Genomic DNA, 17,478 nt, shown 5'->3' with positions numbered 1-17,478 from the left:
GGGGGCCGGGGGGGGTTTGGGCGCCGGGGGGGGGGGGGCCCGCCCCCCCCCCCCCCCCCCCTGCGCGCCGGCATCGTGCACCTGGGCCTGGGCGCTTTCGCGCGCGCGCATCTGGCCGCGGTCAACGAGGCGGCGCTGACCGCCGGCGCGGGCGAGGCCTGGGGCATCTGCGGCGTCTCGCTGCGCCAACCCGACACCCGCGACGCGCTGGCGCCGCAGGACGGCCTGTACACGCTGGCGCTGCGTGACGCGGACGAACATGGCGAGCCGCGCCAGCGGCTGGCCGTGATCGGCTGCCTGCTGGAATCGCTGGTCGCGCCCGAGGATCCGCAAGCCGTGCTGGCGCGCATCGCCCACGAGGACGCGCGCATCGTCAGCCTCACCGTCACGGAGAAGGGCTATTGCCACGATCCGGCCAGCGGCCAGCTCAACCTGGATCATCCGGATATCGTCCACGACCTGGGCCAGCCGCTGGCGCCGCGCAGCGCCATCGGCTATCTGGCGTGGGGCTTGCAGCGGCGTCGGGCGGCGGGGCGCGGGCCGCTCACTCTCATGTCGCTGGATAACCTGCCGGCCAACGGCCATCTGCTGCGCGGCATGGTGCTGGCCTTCGCCGAGCAGGTGGATGCCGGGCTGGCGCGCTGGATCGCCGCCGAATGCACGTTTCCGTGCTCAATGGTGGACCGCATCGTGCCGCGCACCACCGACGCCGACCGCGAGGCGGTGGCGCGGGCGCTGGGCCTGGCGGACGCCTGGCCGGTCATGGCCGAGCCCTACCTGGAATGGGTGCTGGAGGACAGCTTCGCGGCCGGTCGTCCTGACTGGCGCGCTGGCGGCGCGCGTTTCGTGGCCGGAGCCGCGCCGTTCGAGACGCTCAAGCTGCGCAACGTCAACGGCGCGCATTCCGCCCTGGCCTATCTGTCGGTGATGGCGGGTTGGGACACGGTGGATCAGGCGCTGGCGCAGCCGGCGTTGCGGCGCTATCTGGAGCGGCTGATGCGCGAGGAAATCGCGCCGACCCTGCCGCCGCTGCCGGGACTGGATCTGGCGCAGTACCAGGAGCGCTTGCTGCAGCGCTTCGCCAATCCGGCGCTCAGGCACCAAACGCGCCAGATCGCCATGGACGGCTCGCAGAAGCTGCCGCAACGCTTGCTCGACACCGCGCGCGCCAGGCTGGCGCGCGAGCAGCCCATGCCGCTGCTGGCCCTGGCGGTGGCGGGCTGGTTGCACTATCTGCGCGGGGTGGATCAGGCGGGACGCCGCTATGACATCCAGGATCCGATGGCCGGGGCGCTGGCGCGGCGGCTGGAGCAGGCCGAAACGGCGGCGACGCTTGCCGGGCCAGGGCCGGCCGCCATGTTGGAATGGACCACCGCGCTGGCCGGCTTCGAACCCGTGTTCGGCGAGCTGGGGCAGGATGCACGCTTCGTGCGCGCCGTGGCCCAGGCCGTTCATGCGCTGCGCAGCCTGGGCGTGGCCGGCGCGCTGGAGGCGCTTGACGGCGGCGGGCGCTAGCGCCGTCAGGCGGTGGGCGATCCTGCGGGATCCGCCCGTGCCCGCCGGCCTCAGCCGGGCTTTCTCACCACGAGGGTGGCCGTGTCGCTGGAGAACGAGCCGTCGGCCTGGATCTCGAAATGCGCGCGCACCACGTCCGGCGCGATCGCCAGCAGATGGCGCAGCGCCGCGACCAGTGTGTCGGGCGTGCGCATGCGCGTCACCCAGGATTGAAATTCCAGCGACAGCCGGCGCGGCGTCACGCCCTGCAGCGTGAATCCGGCTTCAGTCAGCAGGCGGGTCCATTCCGCCACCGAGTAGTCGCGCACGTGCGAGGTGTCGCGCAGCGCCTCGATCATCTGCAGCCAGGTGTCGAGCAGGGCCTCGCCCGGCGACACCACGTCAGCGAACACCGCCGTGCCGCCCGGCTTGAGCACGCGGAAGGCTTCGCGCAGGCCGAGTCCGGGATCCTGCCAGTGGTGCGTGGAATAGCGCGACATCACCAGATCGAACTCGCCGTCGGCGAAGGGCAGGCGCTCGGCCTTGCCGCGACAGGTGGACAGGTTGTCCAGGCCGCGTCGCGCGGCTTCGGCGGCCACCACGTCCAGCATCTGCTGCGACAGGTCGTAGGCCGTGACCGAGGCGGCCGAGGGCGCGACATGAAAGCTCACATGGCCGCCGCCGCAGCCCAGGTCGAGCACGCGGGCGCCGGGCTGCGCGGCGGCGATGGCCGCCATCTGGCGCAGGTCCTCGCCCTGAGCGTGGACGGCGCTGTTCAGGTAGGCGGTGGCTTGCGGGCTGAATTGCCGGTGGACGGCATCATCATGGGTGCTGGCGGTCATGGGACATCCTTGCGGGGTGAGTGGGGCCAGGCGCTAAGATAGGCGGGCTCCCATACACGTACAAGACCACAGGTTATCCTGGTATGAATAGTTCCCCTCAAGCGGTGGCCGGCGGCGACGGCTCGGCCCTGCGCCGTCAGGCGCTGGGTGAATTCGTGCGCAGCGCCCGTTCGCGCATCACGCCGCAGATGGCGGGGCTGCCGGAAGGCTCGCGCCGCCGCACGCCCGGCCTGCGGCGCGAGGAAGTGGCCCAGCTGTGCGGCATCAGCGTCACCTGGTACACCTGGATCGAACAGGGCCGCGAAGTGTCGGTGTCGCCCTCGGTCTGGTCGCGCATCGCCGGCGTGTTGCAGCTGGCGCGCGCCGAACGCGCCTATTTGTTCGAGCTGGCCGACTGCGCCGATCCGCAGCCGCCGCGCGACGACGCCGGCGGCGCGCCAGGACCGCTGCGCGCCTGCGTGGACGCGATCCGCGCGCCCGCCTATGTGCTGGACCGCGCCTGGAACCTGCTGGCCTGGAACGAGCCCTTGCGCGAGCTGTTCGACGACTGGCCCCTGCGCGATCCCGAGCCCAATCTGCTGCGCTATATCTTCCTGGACCCGGCCGCGCGCGAACTGGTGGTGGATTGGGAGCAGCGCGCGCGCCGCGTGGTGGCCGAGTTCCGCGCCGACGCGGGCGCGCACCTGGACGAGCCCGCCGTGCTGGCGCTGGCGGACGCGCTGAACCGCCAGAGTCCGGTGTTCGCCCATTGGTGGACGCGGCACGCGGTGGTCGAGCGGGAAGGGGGATTGCGTGAATTCCAGCACCCGCGCAGCGGCCAGCTGGCGTTCCAGCAGATCACCTTTCGATTGGCCACGCATCCGGACCTGAAGCTGGTGATGCTGCTGGACGGCGGCGAACGGGGTTGAGCCGCCGGCGGTAGCGCGGCGGGGCCGGATGACGCCGGCCCCGATCGCATGGCTCAGTCCAGCGAGATATTGGCCTTCTTGACCACTTCCGCGAAGCGCGCCGAATCCGCCTCGCGCGCCTGCGACAGCTCGGCGGCGCTGGCGGGCCAGGCCTGGAAGCCGAAGGTCTCGAAGCGCTTGAGCACCGCCGGCGACTGGACCGCCGCGGCGATGCCTTCGTTCAGCTGCTTGCGCACCGGCGCGGGCGTGCCCTTGGGCACGAATGCCGCCACCCAGGTCTTCAGCTCGAAGTCTTTCGGCCCGCCGGCCTCGGCCACCGTCGGCACGTCCGGGTACGAGGGCAGCCGCGCCGGCGCGGCCAGCGCCAGCAGCTTGACCCGCTTGGCCTGGTACAGGTTCTGCACCGTCGCCGCCGTGCCGAAGGCCCAATCGACCTCGCCCTTGGCGACGGCGGTGTAGAGCTGGGACAGGTCCTTGAACGGCACATGCGTCATGCGGGTGCCGGTGGCGTCCTGGAACATGGTGGTGCCGACGTGCGCCACGCTGCCCATGCCCCAGGTGCCATAGGTCAGCCTGTCGGACTGCGCGCGCGCCGCCGCGACCAGGTCGCCGACGTTCTTCCACGGCGAGTCGGCCGAGACCACGACGAAGAAATGCGTGTGGTAGATCGGCGCGGCCGGTTCGAAGTCGCGCACGGGGTCGAACGGCAGGCTGCGGTACAGATGCGGTTGCAGCGTCATGTGGGTGTTGTCGACGATGGCGAGCGAGTAGCCGTCCTGGCCGCCGCGCTTGACGTCGCCGATCGCCAGCCAGCCGTTGGCGCCGGGCTTGTTCTCGACGATGACCGGCTGCTTCCAGGCGGCGGTCAGCTGTTCGCCCAGCATGCGCGCGACCGCGTCGGGGCCGCTGCCCACCGAGTAGGGCAGCACCATGCGCACGGGATGGCTGGGGTAGGCGCCCGACTGGGCCATGGCCCCGGCACAGCCCAGCGCCAGCGCGGCGGCCGTCAGCCAGCGCGCCGCGTTCCTGGCCGGACCGTTGCGGGAGGGCGGGCCGGCGCGTCCGGCAGGGCTGCAATCGTGCGCAGCGTGAGGGATGTTCATGATGTCTCCTCCATGTTCCATGGATGGTTATGCGGCGGCTCGGCGGCCGCCTGTCGTGGGTGCTGCGGGTATGCGTGCTGCGGATGTGCGTGCTGCGGTGCTGCGTAATGCCGTGCGGCGCGGCGTCCCGGCCGCCGGTACTCAGGCGGTCACCGGGTGGCGCGCCTCGTAGGCCAAGGCGAAGGCCGGGTCGCGTTGGCGCAGGTCGTCGTGGCTGACCTGGCCGGTGCGGCGCATGTAGTCGTAGGCGAAGTCGACCGGGTCCAGGTGCATCTTGTCGGCCACGTTCTCGTACCAGTCCAGGCTGCGCGCGGCGGCGGCCTGGAAGCTGGACGAGGCCGGGCGGCGCTGCGCCTCGAATACCGCGAAGGCGGCGCGCGCGTCGCCCGGGTGTTGCAGCAGCCCCTGGTGCAGCGCGATCGCGTCCTGCATGGCCATGCGGGTGCCCGAGCCCAACGAGAAATGCACCGTGCGCAGCGCGTCGCCCAGCAGCACGATGTTCTGGTGCGACCAGCATTCGTTGCGCACGATGTTCGCCTCGAACCACAGCGAGCGATTGCCCAGCAGCTCGTTGGCGCCCAGGTCCTCGCGGAACACCTCGGCGCAGTAGCGCCGGCTGTCGTCCTCGCTGGCCGTGTCCAGGCCGGCGCGGCGCCAGCTGTCCGGATCCACCTCGACCAGAAAGGTGCTCAGGTCCTTGCTGTACTGGTAGCTGTGGGCGATGAAGATGCCGTGCTCGGCCTCGCGGAAGATCAGCGACACGGGGTGGAAGCGCTGGCGCGTGCCGTACCAGGCGAACTTGTTGCGGCGGCGTTCGAAGGCCGGGCGGAAATGTTCGGCGTACTGCTTGCGCACCGCGCTGTTGCTGCCATCGGCGGCGACCACCATGTCGACCTCGCCGGCCAGTCTCGCCACGTCCTCGATGCGCTGCTGGTGGAGGATCCGCACGCCGGCCTCGCGGCAGGCCTGCTCCAGCACGGCCAGCATGTCGATGCGGGACGTGCGCGAGAAATGGTTGCCCTGCACCTGGACGCGCGTGCCCTGATGCACGATTTCCATGTAATCGCAGCGCTCGTGATGCGCGACGAACCTGCCGAAGAACTCCGGATCGGCATCGCGCAGGAAGGCCAGGCCGATGTCCGAGAACACCACGCCCCAGCCATAGGTGGCGCCTTGCGGGTTCTGCTCGTAGATCGTGATCTCGTGGCTGGGGTCGTGCTTCTTGGCAAGCAGCGAGAAATACAGGCCGGCCGGGCCGGCGCCGATGATGGCGATCTTCATTTTTCAGCGCTCCCGCTGGTTTGCGCCTGCGCGCAGGCTTCCTGGTAAGACAGCAGCCGCGTGCGCAGCGCGTCCGGCACCTCGATCGCGCGCCGCTCGCCGCGGGCCACGCAGATCGGCGTCAGGACGGCGTCGAAAGCGGGCTTGCCGCGCGCGCTGCCGTGGATGTGAAGGGTGTAGGTGCGGGTGCGCACCTCGTGTACCGTGACGCGCATGTCGAATTCCTCGTCCGGCCACAGCGAGGCCTGGAAGTCGAAGGACAGCGCGCGCGTGGGCGTGCCGAAGCCATGCTCGTCCTTGATGCGCTGCGGCGTGCCGTCGAACAGGTAGCCGTAGAACAGCTCGGCCGCCGACAGCACGTATTCGCCGAAGGTGACGGTGTAGACCACGCCGGCGGGGTCGCAGTCGCCCCACTTGACCCGCCGTCGCACCACGAAGGGCCGTTCGCTCACCACGTATTCAGTGCTGGTCATCGTCTTGCTCCCTGGCCTGCCCGGCCTCCTGGTTCAGCATGGTCGCCACGGCCTGGCGCAAGGCGGCCTTGTCCAGCTTGCCGACCTTGGTGACGGGGAAAGCCTCGATGCTCTCGATACGCTCGGGGCACTTGTATTTGGCCAGACCGCGGCCGGTCAGGAAGGCCGCCAGCTCGGGCACGGTGGGCGCGGCATGGCCAGGCCGCAGGATCACGAACAGGCAGCCCTTTTCGCCATAGAACGGATCGGGCATGGCCACCAGGCGGGCCTCGGCGATGGCCGGATGCGCGCCGACCTGGGCCTCGACTTCCTCGCAGCCGATCTTCTCGCCGCCACGATTGATGTTGTCGCGCAGCCGGCCCTCGAAGACGTAGCAGGTCTGTCCGTTCACGATGCGCGCGGTCATCATGTCGCCGCTGCGGTAGAAGCCGTCGGACGTGAAGGCGCCGGCATTGGCCTGGGGCGCGTCGAAGAAGCCCGGCAGCGTGGCCGGGCCACGGAAACAGAGTTCACCGGCTTCGCCCGGCGCGGCCGGTTCCTCGGCGCCGGGGCGCAGCAGCCGCAGCTCATCGTCGGGACAGCCGGAAAATCCCTGCGTGTGATGGCGCGCCTGCGCCGGGGCGCTGGCGGGCGAACCCAGCAACAGCCCTTCTGTGATGCCGAAGAGGTTGGAACAGGGCACGCGCAGATGCGCTTCCAGCCGTTCCGCCGCGCTCATGGTGATGAATAGCCGCAGCGAACTGAGATCATGGTCGGCCAGGCGGTCATAGGCCATGATCTGCGGGGCGATGGGACCGATGGACATGGCGCGCGTGACGCGGTGCCGCTCGATCAGCGTCAGCATGCGCGGCACGTCCACGCGCGGCATCAGCACGGCCGACACGCCCATCGCGACCACGGGTATCAGCACGTATACCTGGGCCGCGTTGTGCAGCAGCGGCAGCGACCAGATGATGCGTTCCTCTTCCTCCATCTGGTAGCGGCGCGCGCAGGCCAGCGCGTGGCCGAGGTACTCGGCATGAAAGCGCGGAATGATCTTGGGCATGCCGGTGGTGCCGCCGGACAGCTGGAAGCTGAGCACGTCCTCGCAGCCGGGGCCTTGCCGCGCCAGCAGGGCAGTGGCCTCGTCCAGCGGCATGGCATCGATCAACGCCTGCATGGCCGCGTGGGCGCCGGCGTCGCCGCGCGCCACGATCAGGTGCGCCAGCGTGTCGTCCGTGGCCAGCATGCCGGCGGCGAAGGCCACCAGGTCGAAGCTGCCGAAGTCCGCCTGCACGAAGTAGCCGCGCGCCCGCGTCTGCCGCGCCAACTGGCCGATCTCCAGCTCGCGGTGCTGCGGCAGCGTGCAGACGGGCACGATGCCGGCCTTGTAGCAGGCCAGCAGCGCGACCGCCGTTTCCAGCGTCGTGCCCATCTGGAAGATAGCGCGGTCCGATGGGCGCATGCCCAGCTTCAGCAGCGCCGCGCCCAGCCGTTCGCTGCGCTGGTCCAGCTCCCGGAAGCTCAGGCTGCCTTCGTCGGTTATCAGCGCCGTGCGTTGCGGGCAACGGGCGGCGGTGGCGCGCAGCGCGTCGCCGACCGTGCGGCGTTCCCAGGCGCCGCTGGCGAAATAGCGCCGGGCGCGGTCTTCGGGGTGGTAAGTCACGCCCTCTATGGGGCAGCGTATGTCTCGCATGTCTGTCTCCTCCTGCCGCGGCGCTATCTGCCGACCGGCGAAATCCGCACGCGGTCGCGGTCGAACACGTCGATGGCGCCGCGCACCCCGCCCGTGAACAGGCCATACCAGACCGCCGGCTTCAGGCCCAGCGTCTTGCGACGGAACTCCAGCGGGCCGTCGGCGACGATGCAGTCGAATTCGTCCGCCGGCACCACGGCGCAGTCGGCTCGGCGCGAAGCGTCCTCGATCAGCGCGGAGAATTCCTCGACGCGCGGCACGAAGATGCGCACGCCGGATCCGGCCGCGTCGTCCCGCAAGTCCAGCCGGGCTTCCAGCAGCGCGGCCTTGCGCGCCCAGATGTCGTCCACGTGGCGCACGCGCTGTCCCCGCGATTCGGCATCCGCCTCGGCCTGCATGGCCGCCTGCAGGGTCAGCGCCGCGTCAGTCGCGTCGATGCCGGCCAGCGGGCGCAGCTTGCGGGTGAATTCGATGAAGTAGCCGTTGGGGTCGCGTACGTAGATCGATTCGATGACTTCGTGCCGGGTTTCCACCGACACGTCGAGCCCGGCGTCCTGCAGCTTCTGCTTCCAGGCTTTCAGCTCGTCCTCGCTCTCGACCTGCCAGGCGGTGTGGGTGGCGTCGGACACGTGGTCCTCGGGCAGCGGCCGCAAGGCGGACCGTCCTCGCATCGCTTCCGGTTCCTCGGAGCCCAGGTAGTAGAAGAACGCGATGGTGCTGCCGCGTCCGCTGTCGAAAAAGAAGTGCAGGAAATCGGGATGGGTCGCGGGGCCCCAGCCGCGCGCCGAGATGACGTGCACCAGCGGCAGTCCCAGGATGTCGCGGTAGAAGCGCACGGTCTCGCGTAGCTTCCAGGTGGGGCGGGCGGTGTGGTCCACGCCATGCAGGCGCAGCGCGGGGGAGGTCGTGGCGGTCATGATCGGTTCCATGGATGTCGGGTTACAGAAAGCGCGCACGCAGCCACGCCGCCAGTTCGCGTCCCGCCGCGTAGCGGCCGGGCTCTTCGCCCTCGGCCAGCGCGCGGCCGTGGTGGTCGCCGCGAATGCGCAGGTGGGTCTTGTCGGCGGCGGGAATCGCGTCGTGGATGGCGCGCACGTCGGAAGGAAAGCAGGCCTGGTCGCCCGTGTATTCGATGATCAGCGTGGGCTGGACGATGCCCTGTGCCGTGCGCGCCAGGCTGGCGTTGGACGACAGGCCGGACCAGGTGGACAGCCAGCTTTCCGGCGTGCAGAAGCGGGCGAAACCGACCGCGCCGTAGTTCGACGCATAGGGATCCTTGCCCCACAGCGAACCGGGGTGGCGGTCGGACGGGTCCAGGCTCAGGTCCAGGCAGCGCAGGTCGGCGTCGCTGCGCCAGACCACCATCACGGGCGTGTGCGCGGCCTGGCGACGCAGTTCGGGCGAGGGTTCCGTCTGCTCCTTGAGCGCGGCGCGCGCCTGCATGCGCTCGGCGATCATCCGCCGCGCCTGCTCGTCCAGTCGCGCCACGCGCTGGCGCTGCGCCTCGCGGTAGCGCTCGACGAAAGCCGGCGCGTAGCGGGCGCGGCCGCCGGGCTGGTAGCCATTGGCGGGCGCCAGCGGGTCCAGTTCGGGCGTGACCGACAGCGCGTCGTTCTCGTCGGCGACGGACGGATCGATGCAGTTCAGCAGCAGCGCGCCCTGGCCGGGATGGGGGCCGATCAGCACCATGCCGTCGACCGTGGGCATGTCCAGCTCGTTGAGCCCGCTGCGCTTGCCGCCGGGCGTGCGGGCGATCCGCTCGGCCGCCGGCAGGCCCGACTGGTGCGCGTAGAAGGCATAGAGCCCCGCGCCGCCCGAATTGCCCAGCAGGACGATGCGCTTGAAGCCCTGGCCGCGCAGGTGGGCCAGGCCGGCGGCCACGTCCAGCAGGGCGGTTTCGTGCTCCAGCCGCAGGTCGTTGCCGACCGAGCGGGCTCCCTGCGACCAGGCCGCGCAGCCGGCCCCGACGATATCGGGAATCAGGTAGTGACAGGCCATGAACTCGCGCGGATGCATCACGCACACCACGGTGTCGGGCCGGGGGCCGGCGGGCAGGTAGAGCGATCCGGAGGTGGCGGCGCCGTCGGCGGTGCGCAGCACGACGTTGCGGGTGGAGGCGCCTGGCGGGAGATCGCGGGGGTTCCAGTCGGTGTTCAGGAAGCCAGCGGTGACGTGGCTGGAAGGACTGCCGGAAGTCATATCCGTCTCCTTGGATAGTCGTTTCGGGTTTGATTTGTCAGATTAGACAAATATTTGACTTTGATGTCAATCAAAGTCGAAAAACTGACGCTGTGGTCAAATCGGACGAATGTCCGCGCTGCGCGGACCCCTGCAACGGAGCCGGCCGGCGCGCCCGCTCCCGCCACGATCCGCCCGCGCCGGGCGGCCATAGAAAAGGAAGAACGCCACCGTGACCGACGCAAGCACCAAGGGAAGCCTGAAAGGCGAGGCGCTGCGCAGCGCCATCCTCGACGCCGCCGCCACGCTGTTCATCGAACGCGGCACCGGCGGCACCAGCATGCAGGACATCGCCGAAGCGCTGGGCCTGAGCCGCACCGCCGTCTATTACTACTTCAAGAACAAGGACGCGATCCTGCGCGCGCTGACCGAAGAGGTGCTGAACACGGCGCGCAAGCTGGCGGGCGACACCGTGGCGCGCGCCGACCTGGATCCGGTCCAGGCGCTGGGCGCGCTGGTGACCCAGCATGCCGACCTGATCCTGTCGCGGCCGGCGGAATTCCGCGTGGCCGACCGCACCGAGGGCGACATGACGCCCAAGCAGCGCGCGGCCCTGCAGGCGGCGCGGCGCAGCCTGCTGGAGAACTTCAGCGTGGTCATTGAAAAGGGCGTGCGCGACGGCCAGTTCCGCATGGTCGATCCGCACATCGCGGCCGTCAGCCTGATCGGCATGTGCAACTGGTCGGCCTGGTGGTACAAGCCGGACGGCCGCCTGAGCCGCGCCGAAGTCGCCGCCATCATGGCGGACATGGCGGTGCGTTCGCTGCTGCGCGACGAGGCGCGTCGCACGCGCAGCCCCGACGTCAGCGAGTCGCTGCGGCTGCTGCGCGAGGACCTGGCGTATCTGGAGAAGTTGGTGTTGCCGGACGGCGATGGCTCGGGCCTGAGTCGCGGTTAGGCGGGGGCGCCATGGCCCGCGAGGCGCCCGGCCGGTTTCTCGTGCCATGGGCCGGGCACGCCCTTGCAGAGCTGGACATCTGATACTTGATTCCAGCGAGTGTCACTGCGGTTCGGTCTCAACCGACGCAGCGTTGCGATCTCGCACCTGTCGAGTCATAAAACTACGAGATTTATTCGGACGAATTCTATTTGCCCGCAGCTTGGCCAGTTACTTCGTCTGATTCATCCAGAAGCGGCCCGCAGCCGCGCCACAAGCCACGTTGGCGTATGTAGTATCGCCCGTGCCTCATGCATCGCGCCTCGCGGCAGAGGCGTTCATTCCGCATCGACGCTCATCGGTAATCCTGGACAGGCCACGCCTTTGCCGTGACTGCTCTGCAGGCATTCGCGGCCGGAATCGCTTGCGCCTGGATGGACATGAGGCGCAATCCGCAGGGGCCTGCGCGCCGCCGGTAAGGCACGAAAAACAAACGGAAAAGGGGGATCGGGAAGCTCCAACGTTGCATGTTCAAGCAGGGAGCGACGGGTGGCGGCCATGTAATGGCCGCCGGATGGTTCGCGCGTTGCTGGCATGGCGCGAGTCTAGAGACGCGCCATGGATGCCAGGATGGAAAGCAGCATTTACACCGGTGTTTTCAACAAGAGGATTTGCCATGAAATTTCTATTGCCTGCATTGACTGTTCTACTGACTTCGACAAGCGCCCTCGCCGCGGGCTATGACTGGTCCGGCGCCTATCTCGGCGGGCAGATGGGCTACGCCTCGGGCACGTCCCGCTACAGCAGCGATATCGATGAGCAGCTCAAGTTCAGCCCGGATGGATTCCTGGGCGGCATCTACGGCGGCTACAACCATCAGTTCAGCAACAACATGGTGCTGGGCCTGGATGCGGATTTCAGCCTTGCGAATATCAAGAACAATGGCAAGTACTACGACGGTGGCATCCGCGATCCCGAAGTGGGAACGTCGATCAAGATGCGCTGGAATGGCGCGGCCCGGATCCGCGCAGGCTATGCGGTCGATCGGTTCCTGCCGTACGTCGCGGCGGGTCTTTCCTATGGGAAATACAAGCTGTCGGTCTGGGATGAGGAAGGCAGCATGCTGGATGTATCGAAGACGCGCACGGGCTGGACCATCGGCGCGGGCCTGGACTACGCCGTGACCGACAACCTGATCGCTCGCGTCGAATATCGCTATTCCGATTTCGGCAAGGCCAAGATTTTCAGCGACGTGTCCGATTCCCTCAGCTTCAAGACGCACGACGTGCGCCTGGGTATCGCCTACAAGTTCTGAGGCGCGCCGGCTGCATCAGACAACAGGGTCGAGCGGCGCGGGCAGGGCCATTGCAGCGGGCTCTGCCCGCGTTCTTTTTTCCTGGGTTTTCCGGCTTGTCCTGGGCCTTGCCTCAGGCGGGTTCGATCACCTGCCAGGCTTAGAACAGCCGACCCTCGGCCGAATTCGCCTGCGCCAGCCCCGTCAGCAGTTTCTTCACCGGCGCCGGCAGCGCGGTGGTTGCCAGCTCATCGGCCGGCACCCAGCGCGACGGCGGGCCGCCTTCGCGCAGCGCGGCCGAGCGCACTTCCACCCACCACGGCCGGATATGCAGCCGGTAGTGCGTGAAGGTATGCGAGAACGCGGCCAGCGCGCTGTGCCGTTCCGGTTCCAGGCCCAGCTCGCGGGACGCCGCGCCGGGATCGCCGGCCGCGTCGAATTCGGGCAGGCTCCACAGGCCGCCCCAGATGCCGGGCTCGGGCCGCTGCTGCAACAGGTAGGCGCCATTCCATTGCAGCACCAGCATCGCCGTCTCGCGCTCGGGCACCGCCTTGCGCGCCTTGGGCGTGGGCAGCTCGGCCTGGCGGCCTTCGCGCCTGGCCACGCAGGTATCGGCCACCGGACACTTGTCACAGGCCGGCTTGCCGCGCGTACAGAGCGTGGCGCCCAGGTCCATCAGGCCCTGGGTATAGGCGGCCATGTCCAGGTCCGGCGCCACTTCGACCTGCGTGTCGGCCAGCGCCCACAGGCGCTGTTCGATCTCGCGCTTTGACGGATCGCCGGCGATGCCGAAGTGGCGCGTAAACACGCGCTTGACGTTGCCGTCCAGAATGGGGGAACGCTCGCCGTAGGCGAAGGCGGCGATGGCGGCCGCCGTGGAGCGGCCGATCCCCGGCAGGGTGGCGATGGCTTCGGCCGTGGGCGGGAAGCGGCCCTGCCAGTCGCGCGCGATTTCTTGTGCGCAGCGGTGCAGGTTGCGGGCGCGCGCGTAGTAGCCCAGGCCGGCCCAGTAAGGCATCACGTCTTCCTGAGCGGCGGCGGCCAGCGCGGCCACGTCGGGAAAGCGGGCCAGGAAGCGCTCGTAGTACGGGATCACGGTGGCGACCTGGGTCTGCTGCAGCATGATCTCCGACAGCCAGATGCGGTACGGATCGCGCGTGTTCTGCCAGGGGAGATCGTGGCGGCCGTGCTGGCGCTGCCAGGCGACGATGCGGGGAGAAAATTCCATGCGTGAAAGTATAAGGCCCGTATAAGGCCCACCCCGAAGCGCCTGCGGCGCTTCCCCTCAAGGGGCGCCGTGGCGGACCGGCGGAGCCGGATCCGCGCGGCCGCGTTTGTGCGGCGTCATGGGCTGGCGCGGGGAGGGCTCGTGTGTCCGGCGTGGCTGTTTGCCTTGGCTGTCGAGGCGGCATTCCGGGTTCATGGGACGCGCGACGCAGGCGTGCGGCGGCGCGCGCTTGAATGCATAATGGCCGCAGGCGTCCAGGACGCCTTCCTCTTTGCCAAAGGAGGAAGCCGGAGCGCGGCAACTTCAGGCGCGGCGGCGGGTTTGTGCTGTGGATTTATGTATTGCGATTGCAGGTCGAGTGACACTCACTGGAGCGATGTACATGAATGCGCCTCTTTCGCCGGCCGTGCTGGCGGCCCTCGAATCCGTCCAGCTGGACGACAGGTACACCCTTGAAACCGGCCGCGCCTGGATGAGCGGCATCCATGCGCTGGTGCGCCTGCCGATGATGCAGCGCCTGCGGGACTCGCGGGCCGGGCTCAACACCGCCGGTTTCGTGTCGGGCTACCGGGGGTCGCCGCTGGGCGGCGTGGACCAGAACATGTGGAAGGCCGCCAAGTACCTGAAGGCGCACCATGTCGAGTTCCAACCCGGCATCAACGAGGACCTGGCCGCCACCGCCGTGTGGGGCACGCAGCAGGTCAACCTGTTTCCCGGCGCGCGTTATGACGGCGTGTTCGGCATGTGGTATGGCAAGGGGCCGGGCGTGGACCGCTGCGGCGACGTGTTCAAGCACGCCAACGCCGCCGGCACCTCGCCGCATGGCGGCGTGCTGGTGGTGGCGGGCGACGATCATCCGGCCAAGTCCTCCACGTTGCCGCACCAGAGCGATCACATCCTGAAGGCCTGCATGATTCCGGCGCTGTTTCCGGCCAGCGTGCAGGAAGTGCTGGACTACGGCCTGCATGGCTGGGCCATGAGCCGCTACGCGGGCGTCTGGGTGGGCATGAAGTGCATCACCGACATCGTCGAGGTGTCCGCCTCGGTCGACGTGGATGTCGAGCGCGTCAGGATCCTGCTGCCCGAGGATTTCCAGCTGCCGCCCGATGGCCTGAACATCCGCATTCCCGACACGCCGCTGCAACAGGAAGCGCGGCTGCTGGACTACAAGCTGTACGCCGCGCTGGCCTATGCGCGCGCCAACCAGCTCAACCGCGAGCCCTGGCACGTGCCCGTCAGCGAGGCGCGCTTCGGCATCATGACGTCGGGCAAGGCCTATCTGGACACCTGTCAGGCGCTGGCGGACCTGGGCCTGTCGCCCGAGGTTTGCCGGCGCATCGGCCTGCGGCTGTTCAAGGTGGGCATGGTGTGGCCGCTGGAATCCACCGGCACGCAGCGTTTCGCCGACGGGCTGGACGAGATCCTGGTGGTGGAGGAAAAGCGCCAGGTGCTGGAATACCAGCTCAAGGAAGAATTGTTCGGCTGGATCGGCAGCGGCAAGAAGATCCCGCGCGTGGTTGGCAAGTTCGATGACAAGGACGGCGGCGAATGGGCCGTGCCGCAGGGCAACTGGCTGCTGCCCGCGCACTACGAGTTCTCGCCCGCCATGGTGGCCAAGGCCATCGCCTCGCGGCTGCTGCGCTTCGCGCTGCCCGAGGATGTGCGCGCCGGCATCCAGGCGCGGCTGGACGCCATCGCCGCGCGCGAACAGGCGCTGGCGCGCCCGCGCGTGGTCGAGGAGCGCAAGCCCTGGTTCTGTTCAGGCTGTCCGCACAATACGTCCACCCGCGTGCCGGAGGGCTCGCGCGGCATGGCCGGCATCGGCTGCCACTACATGGTGACCTGGATGGGCCGCAACACCCAGGCATATACCCAGATGGGCGGCGAGGGCGTGCCCTGGATCGGCCAGGCGCCCTTCACCGACGAGAAGCACGTGTTCGCCAACCTGGGCGACGGCACCTACTTCCATTCCGGGCTGCTGGCGATCCGCGCGGCGGTCGCGGCCAAGGCGCCGATCACCTACAAGATCCTGTTCAACGACGCGGTGGCCATGACCGGCGGGCAGCCGGTGGACGGTCCCATCAGCGTGCCCATGATCAGCCGCCAGGTCGCGGCCGAGGGCATCGACAAGATCGTGGTGGTGACGGACGAGCCGGACAAGTATCGCGGCATGGCCGGCATGGCGCCGGGCGTGCCGGTGCATCACCGCGACGAACTCGACGCGGTGATGCGCGAACTGTGCGACCACGCCGGCGTGTCGGTGCTGATCTATGACCAGACCTGCGCCACCGAGAAGCGCCGGCGCCGCAAGCGCGGCGCCTATCCCGACCCGGCGCGGCGCGTGCTCATCAACGAGCGCGTGTGCGAGGGCTGCGGCGATTGTTCGGAGCAGTCCCATTGCCTGTCGGTCGAGCCGCTGGAGACCGAGTTCGGCCGCAAGCGCGCCATCAACCAGTCCAGCTGCAACAAGGATTTCTCCTGTCTGAAGGGCTTCTGCCCCAGCTTCGTGACGGTGGAAGGCGGCAAGCTGCGCAAGCCGCAGCCGCTGGCGCCCGAGGGCGCGATCGACGACGCGCTGCCGGCGCCGGCGGTGCCCGGTCTTGCGCGCCCTTATGGCGTATTCATCGTCGGCGTGGGCGGCACCGGCGTGGTCACCATCGGCCAGTTGCTGGGCATGGCCGCGCATATCGAGGGCAGGGGCTGTTCGGTGCTGGACATGGCGGGCCTGGCGCAGAAGGGCGGCGCCGTGTATTCGCACGTGGTGCTGGCCGCCGCGCCGGATCAGCTGATGAACACACGCGTGGCGATGGGCGAGGCGGACCTGGTGCTGGCCGGCGACCTGGTGGTGGCCACCAGCGCCGACGCCATGGCGCGTCTGTCGCCGGGACGCACGCGCGTGCTGCTCAACAGCGATACCGCCCCGACCGCCGCTTTCGTCAAGAATCCCGACTGGACCCTGCCCGGCGCGGCGCTGGCCTCCGAATTGGAAGGCGTGTGCGGCAAGGAGCATGTGGACACGGTGGATGCGGCCGCGCTGGCGGTGGCGCTGCTGGGTGATGCCATCTACGCCAATCCGCTGATGATGGGCTATGCCTATCAGAAGGGCTGGCTGCCGCTGTCGCGCGAGTCGCTGCTGCGCGCCATCGAGCTTAACGGGCAGCAGGTGGCCGCCAACCAGGCCGCCTTCGCCTGGGGTCGGCGCGCGGCCCAGGACCTGGCCGGGCTGAACCGGCTGGTGGCGCAGGGGCCGAAGCCGGCGTCGGTCTATCCGGAAGGCATCGTCGAACTGCGGCGTCCGCGCGCCGCCGCGCCGGTGGCCGAGCTGAAGAAGCCCGCGGGCGAGCTGGAGCAACTGGTGTCGGTGAGACGCGAGTTCCTGACCCGGTATCAGGACGCCGCCTATGCCGCGCGCTATGCCGACCTGGTCGACAAGGTGGCGCGCGCCGAGCGCGAGGCCACCGGCACGCAGCGGCTGGCGCTGGCGGTGGCGCGCTATGCCTTCAAGCTGATGGCCTACAAGGACGAGTACGAAGTGGCGCGACTGTACTCCGATGGCGAGTTCGAGCGTCGCGTGGCGCAGCAGTTCGAAGGCGACTGGAAGCTGCGCTTTCATCTGGCGCCGCCGCTGTTCGCGCGGCGCGGCCCGGACGGCAAGCCGGTCAAGCGCGCCTACGGCCCGGGCACCCTGCGCCTGTTCCGCCTGCTGGCGCGGCTGCGGCGCCTGCGCGGCACGCGCTTCGATCCGTTCGGCTACACCGCCGAGCGGCGCGCCGAGCGCGAGCTGGTCAGGGAATACCACGAGACGCTGACGGCCATCCTGCCCAAGCTCAATCGCGGCAACCTGGACCGTGCCGTGGCGCTGGCCAGCGTGCCCGAAGAAATACGCGGCTACGGTCATGTGAAGGAGGCAGCCATGGCGCGGGCGGCGCAGCGTCGCGAGGCGCTGCTGAAGGATTTCACCGCGACGGTCGTGAAGCTGGACGGGACGCGGGCGGCCTGAAGACGGGGCAGGGCGTCGCGGCCCCTGCACGGGGGATGCCGGACAGGCGCGGATCGGCGTTCGCG

Annotated in this window: 13 protein-coding genes; 5 read left to right on the top strand and 8 right to left on the bottom strand. The window is 69.2% G+C overall.

The genetic code is table 11. The annotated features are described in order from the left end of the window. Window positions 1-1,515 (top strand): mannitol dehydrogenase family protein (locus ACEU5R_RS04660; protein WP_392409266.1); only part of this gene is annotated, 1,515 nt, incomplete at its 5' end. 50 nt (window positions 1,516-1,565) lie between these two features. Here the strand turns inward: ACEU5R_RS04660 and ACEU5R_RS04655 are convergent. Beyond that, window positions 1,566-2,336 (bottom strand): class I SAM-dependent methyltransferase, encoded by a 771-nt coding sequence (locus ACEU5R_RS04655; protein WP_392409265.1) that lies wholly within the window; start codon window positions 2,334-2,336, stop codon window positions 1,566-1,568. Between the two features lie 83 nt (window positions 2,337-2,419). On the opposite strand from ACEU5R_RS04655, the gene ACEU5R_RS04650 reads away from it, so the two are divergent. Beyond that, complete coding sequence (locus ACEU5R_RS04650) at window positions 2,420-3,244, top strand: helix-turn-helix transcriptional regulator (protein ID WP_392409264.1); 825 nt, start codon at window positions 2,420-2,422, stop codon at window positions 3,242-3,244. 53 nt (window positions 3,245-3,297) lie between these two features. Here ACEU5R_RS04650 and ACEU5R_RS04645 read toward each other — a convergent pair whose 3' ends face one another. From ACEU5R_RS04645 to ACEU5R_RS04620, 6 genes are all read right to left on the bottom strand, one after another. Then, window positions 3,298-4,347, bottom strand: a complete 1,050-nt coding sequence (locus tag ACEU5R_RS04645) for a Bug family tripartite tricarboxylate transporter substrate binding protein (RefSeq protein WP_392409263.1) — start codon at window positions 4,345-4,347, stop codon at window positions 3,298-3,300. A 141-nt stretch (window positions 4,348-4,488) separates the two neighbouring features. Further along, window positions 4,489-5,628, bottom strand: coding sequence for an FAD-dependent monooxygenase (locus tag ACEU5R_RS04640; RefSeq protein WP_392409262.1), 1,140 nt, complete (start codon window positions 5,626-5,628; stop codon window positions 4,489-4,491). Next, entirely contained in the window at window positions 5,625-6,101 is a 477-nt protein-coding gene (locus tag ACEU5R_RS04635) for a thioesterase family protein (RefSeq protein ID WP_212317111.1), read from the bottom strand. The genes ACEU5R_RS04640 and ACEU5R_RS04635 overlap by 4 nt, the downstream gene beginning before the upstream one ends. Then, on the bottom strand, window positions 6,088-7,776 hold the full coding sequence (locus ACEU5R_RS04630) for an AMP-binding protein (RefSeq protein ID WP_392409261.1): 1,689 nt from the start codon (window positions 7,774-7,776) through the stop codon (window positions 6,088-6,090). Before ACEU5R_RS04630 ends, ACEU5R_RS04635 begins: the two co-directional genes overlap by 14 nt. A gap of 23 nt (window positions 7,777-7,799) precedes the next feature. Further along, the gene (locus ACEU5R_RS04625) at window positions 7,800-8,693 is read right to left on the bottom strand and encodes a VOC family protein (RefSeq protein WP_392409260.1); all 894 of its coding nucleotides are present in this window, start codon (window positions 8,691-8,693) and stop codon (window positions 7,800-7,802) included. A 22-nt stretch (window positions 8,694-8,715) separates the two neighbouring features. Continuing rightward, window positions 8,716-9,975 carry an alpha/beta hydrolase gene (locus ACEU5R_RS04620; protein WP_392409259.1) on the bottom strand — a complete coding sequence of 420 codons (1,260 nt, stop codon included), beginning with the start codon at window positions 9,973-9,975 and terminating at the stop codon, window positions 8,716-8,718. 211 nt (window positions 9,976-10,186) lie between these two features. On the opposite strand from ACEU5R_RS04620, the gene ACEU5R_RS04615 reads away from it, so the two are divergent. Then, window positions 10,187-10,912, top strand: a complete 726-nt coding sequence (locus ACEU5R_RS04615; protein WP_392409258.1) for a TetR/AcrR family transcriptional regulator — start codon at window positions 10,187-10,189, stop codon at window positions 10,910-10,912. A 655-nt stretch (window positions 10,913-11,567) separates the two neighbouring features. Then, window positions 11,568-12,206: an outer membrane protein gene (locus ACEU5R_RS04610; protein WP_392409257.1), complete on the top strand. Its 639-nt coding sequence runs from the start codon at window positions 11,568-11,570 to the stop codon at window positions 12,204-12,206. 139 nt (window positions 12,207-12,345) lie between these two features. Here ACEU5R_RS04610 and mutY read toward each other — a convergent pair whose 3' ends face one another. Next, window positions 12,346-13,413: an A/G-specific adenine glycosylase gene (gene mutY / locus ACEU5R_RS04605; protein ID WP_392409256.1), complete on the bottom strand. Its 1,068-nt coding sequence runs from the start codon at window positions 13,411-13,413 to the stop codon at window positions 12,346-12,348. A gap of 382 nt (window positions 13,414-13,795) precedes the next feature. Here mutY and ACEU5R_RS04600 point away from each other — a divergent pair, with 382 nt between their 5' ends. Beyond that, on the top strand, window positions 13,796-17,413 hold the full coding sequence (locus tag ACEU5R_RS04600; protein ID WP_392409255.1) for an indolepyruvate ferredoxin oxidoreductase family protein: 3,618 nt from the start codon (window positions 13,796-13,798) through the stop codon (window positions 17,411-17,413). The last annotated feature ends 65 nt before the right edge of the window (window positions 17,414-17,478 follow it).

This window comes from Achromobacter sp. 413638, assembly GCF_043119405.1.
In the GTDB taxonomy this organism is placed as follows: domain Bacteria; phylum Pseudomonadota; class Gammaproteobacteria; order Burkholderiales; family Burkholderiaceae_B; genus Achromobacter.
This window is presented reverse-complemented; position numbering and strand designations above follow the sequence as displayed.

Bases quoted from the DNA above. Each gene is read 5' to 3' on its own strand.
- ACEU5R_RS04655 (WP_392409265.1), bottom strand. From the start codon at position 2,336: ATGACCGCCAGCACCCATGATGATGCCGTCCACCGGCAATTCAGCCCG.
- ACEU5R_RS04650 (WP_392409264.1), top strand. From the start codon at position 2,420: ATGAATAGTTCCCCTCAAGCGGTGGCCGGCGGCGACGGCTCGGCCCTG.
- ACEU5R_RS04645 (WP_392409263.1), bottom strand. From the start codon at position 4,347: ATGAACATCCCTCACGCTGCGCACGATTGCAGCCCTGCCGGACGCGCC.
- ACEU5R_RS04640 (WP_392409262.1), bottom strand. From the start codon at position 5,628: ATGAAGATCGCCATCATCGGCGCCGGCCCGGCCGGCCTGTATTTCTCG.
- ACEU5R_RS04635 (WP_212317111.1), bottom strand. From the start codon at position 6,101: ATGACCAGCACTGAATACGTGGTGAGCGAACGGCCCTTCGTGGTGCGA.
- ACEU5R_RS04630 (WP_392409261.1), bottom strand. From the start codon at position 7,776: ATGCGAGACATACGCTGCCCCATAGAGGGCGTGACTTACCACCCCGAA.
- ACEU5R_RS04625 (WP_392409260.1), bottom strand. From the start codon at position 8,693: ATGACCGCCACGACCTCCCCCGCGCTGCGCCTGCATGGCGTGGACCAC.
- ACEU5R_RS04620 (WP_392409259.1), bottom strand. From the start codon at position 9,975: ATGACTTCCGGCAGTCCTTCCAGCCACGTCACCGCTGGCTTCCTGAAC.
- ACEU5R_RS04610 (WP_392409257.1), top strand. From the start codon at position 11,568: ATGAAATTTCTATTGCCTGCATTGACTGTTCTACTGACTTCGACAAGC.
- mutY (WP_392409256.1), bottom strand. From the start codon at position 13,413: ATGGAATTTTCTCCCCGCATCGTCGCCTGGCAGCGCCAGCACGGCCGC.
- ACEU5R_RS04600 (WP_392409255.1), top strand. From the start codon at position 13,796: ATGAATGCGCCTCTTTCGCCGGCCGTGCTGGCGGCCCTCGAATCCGTC.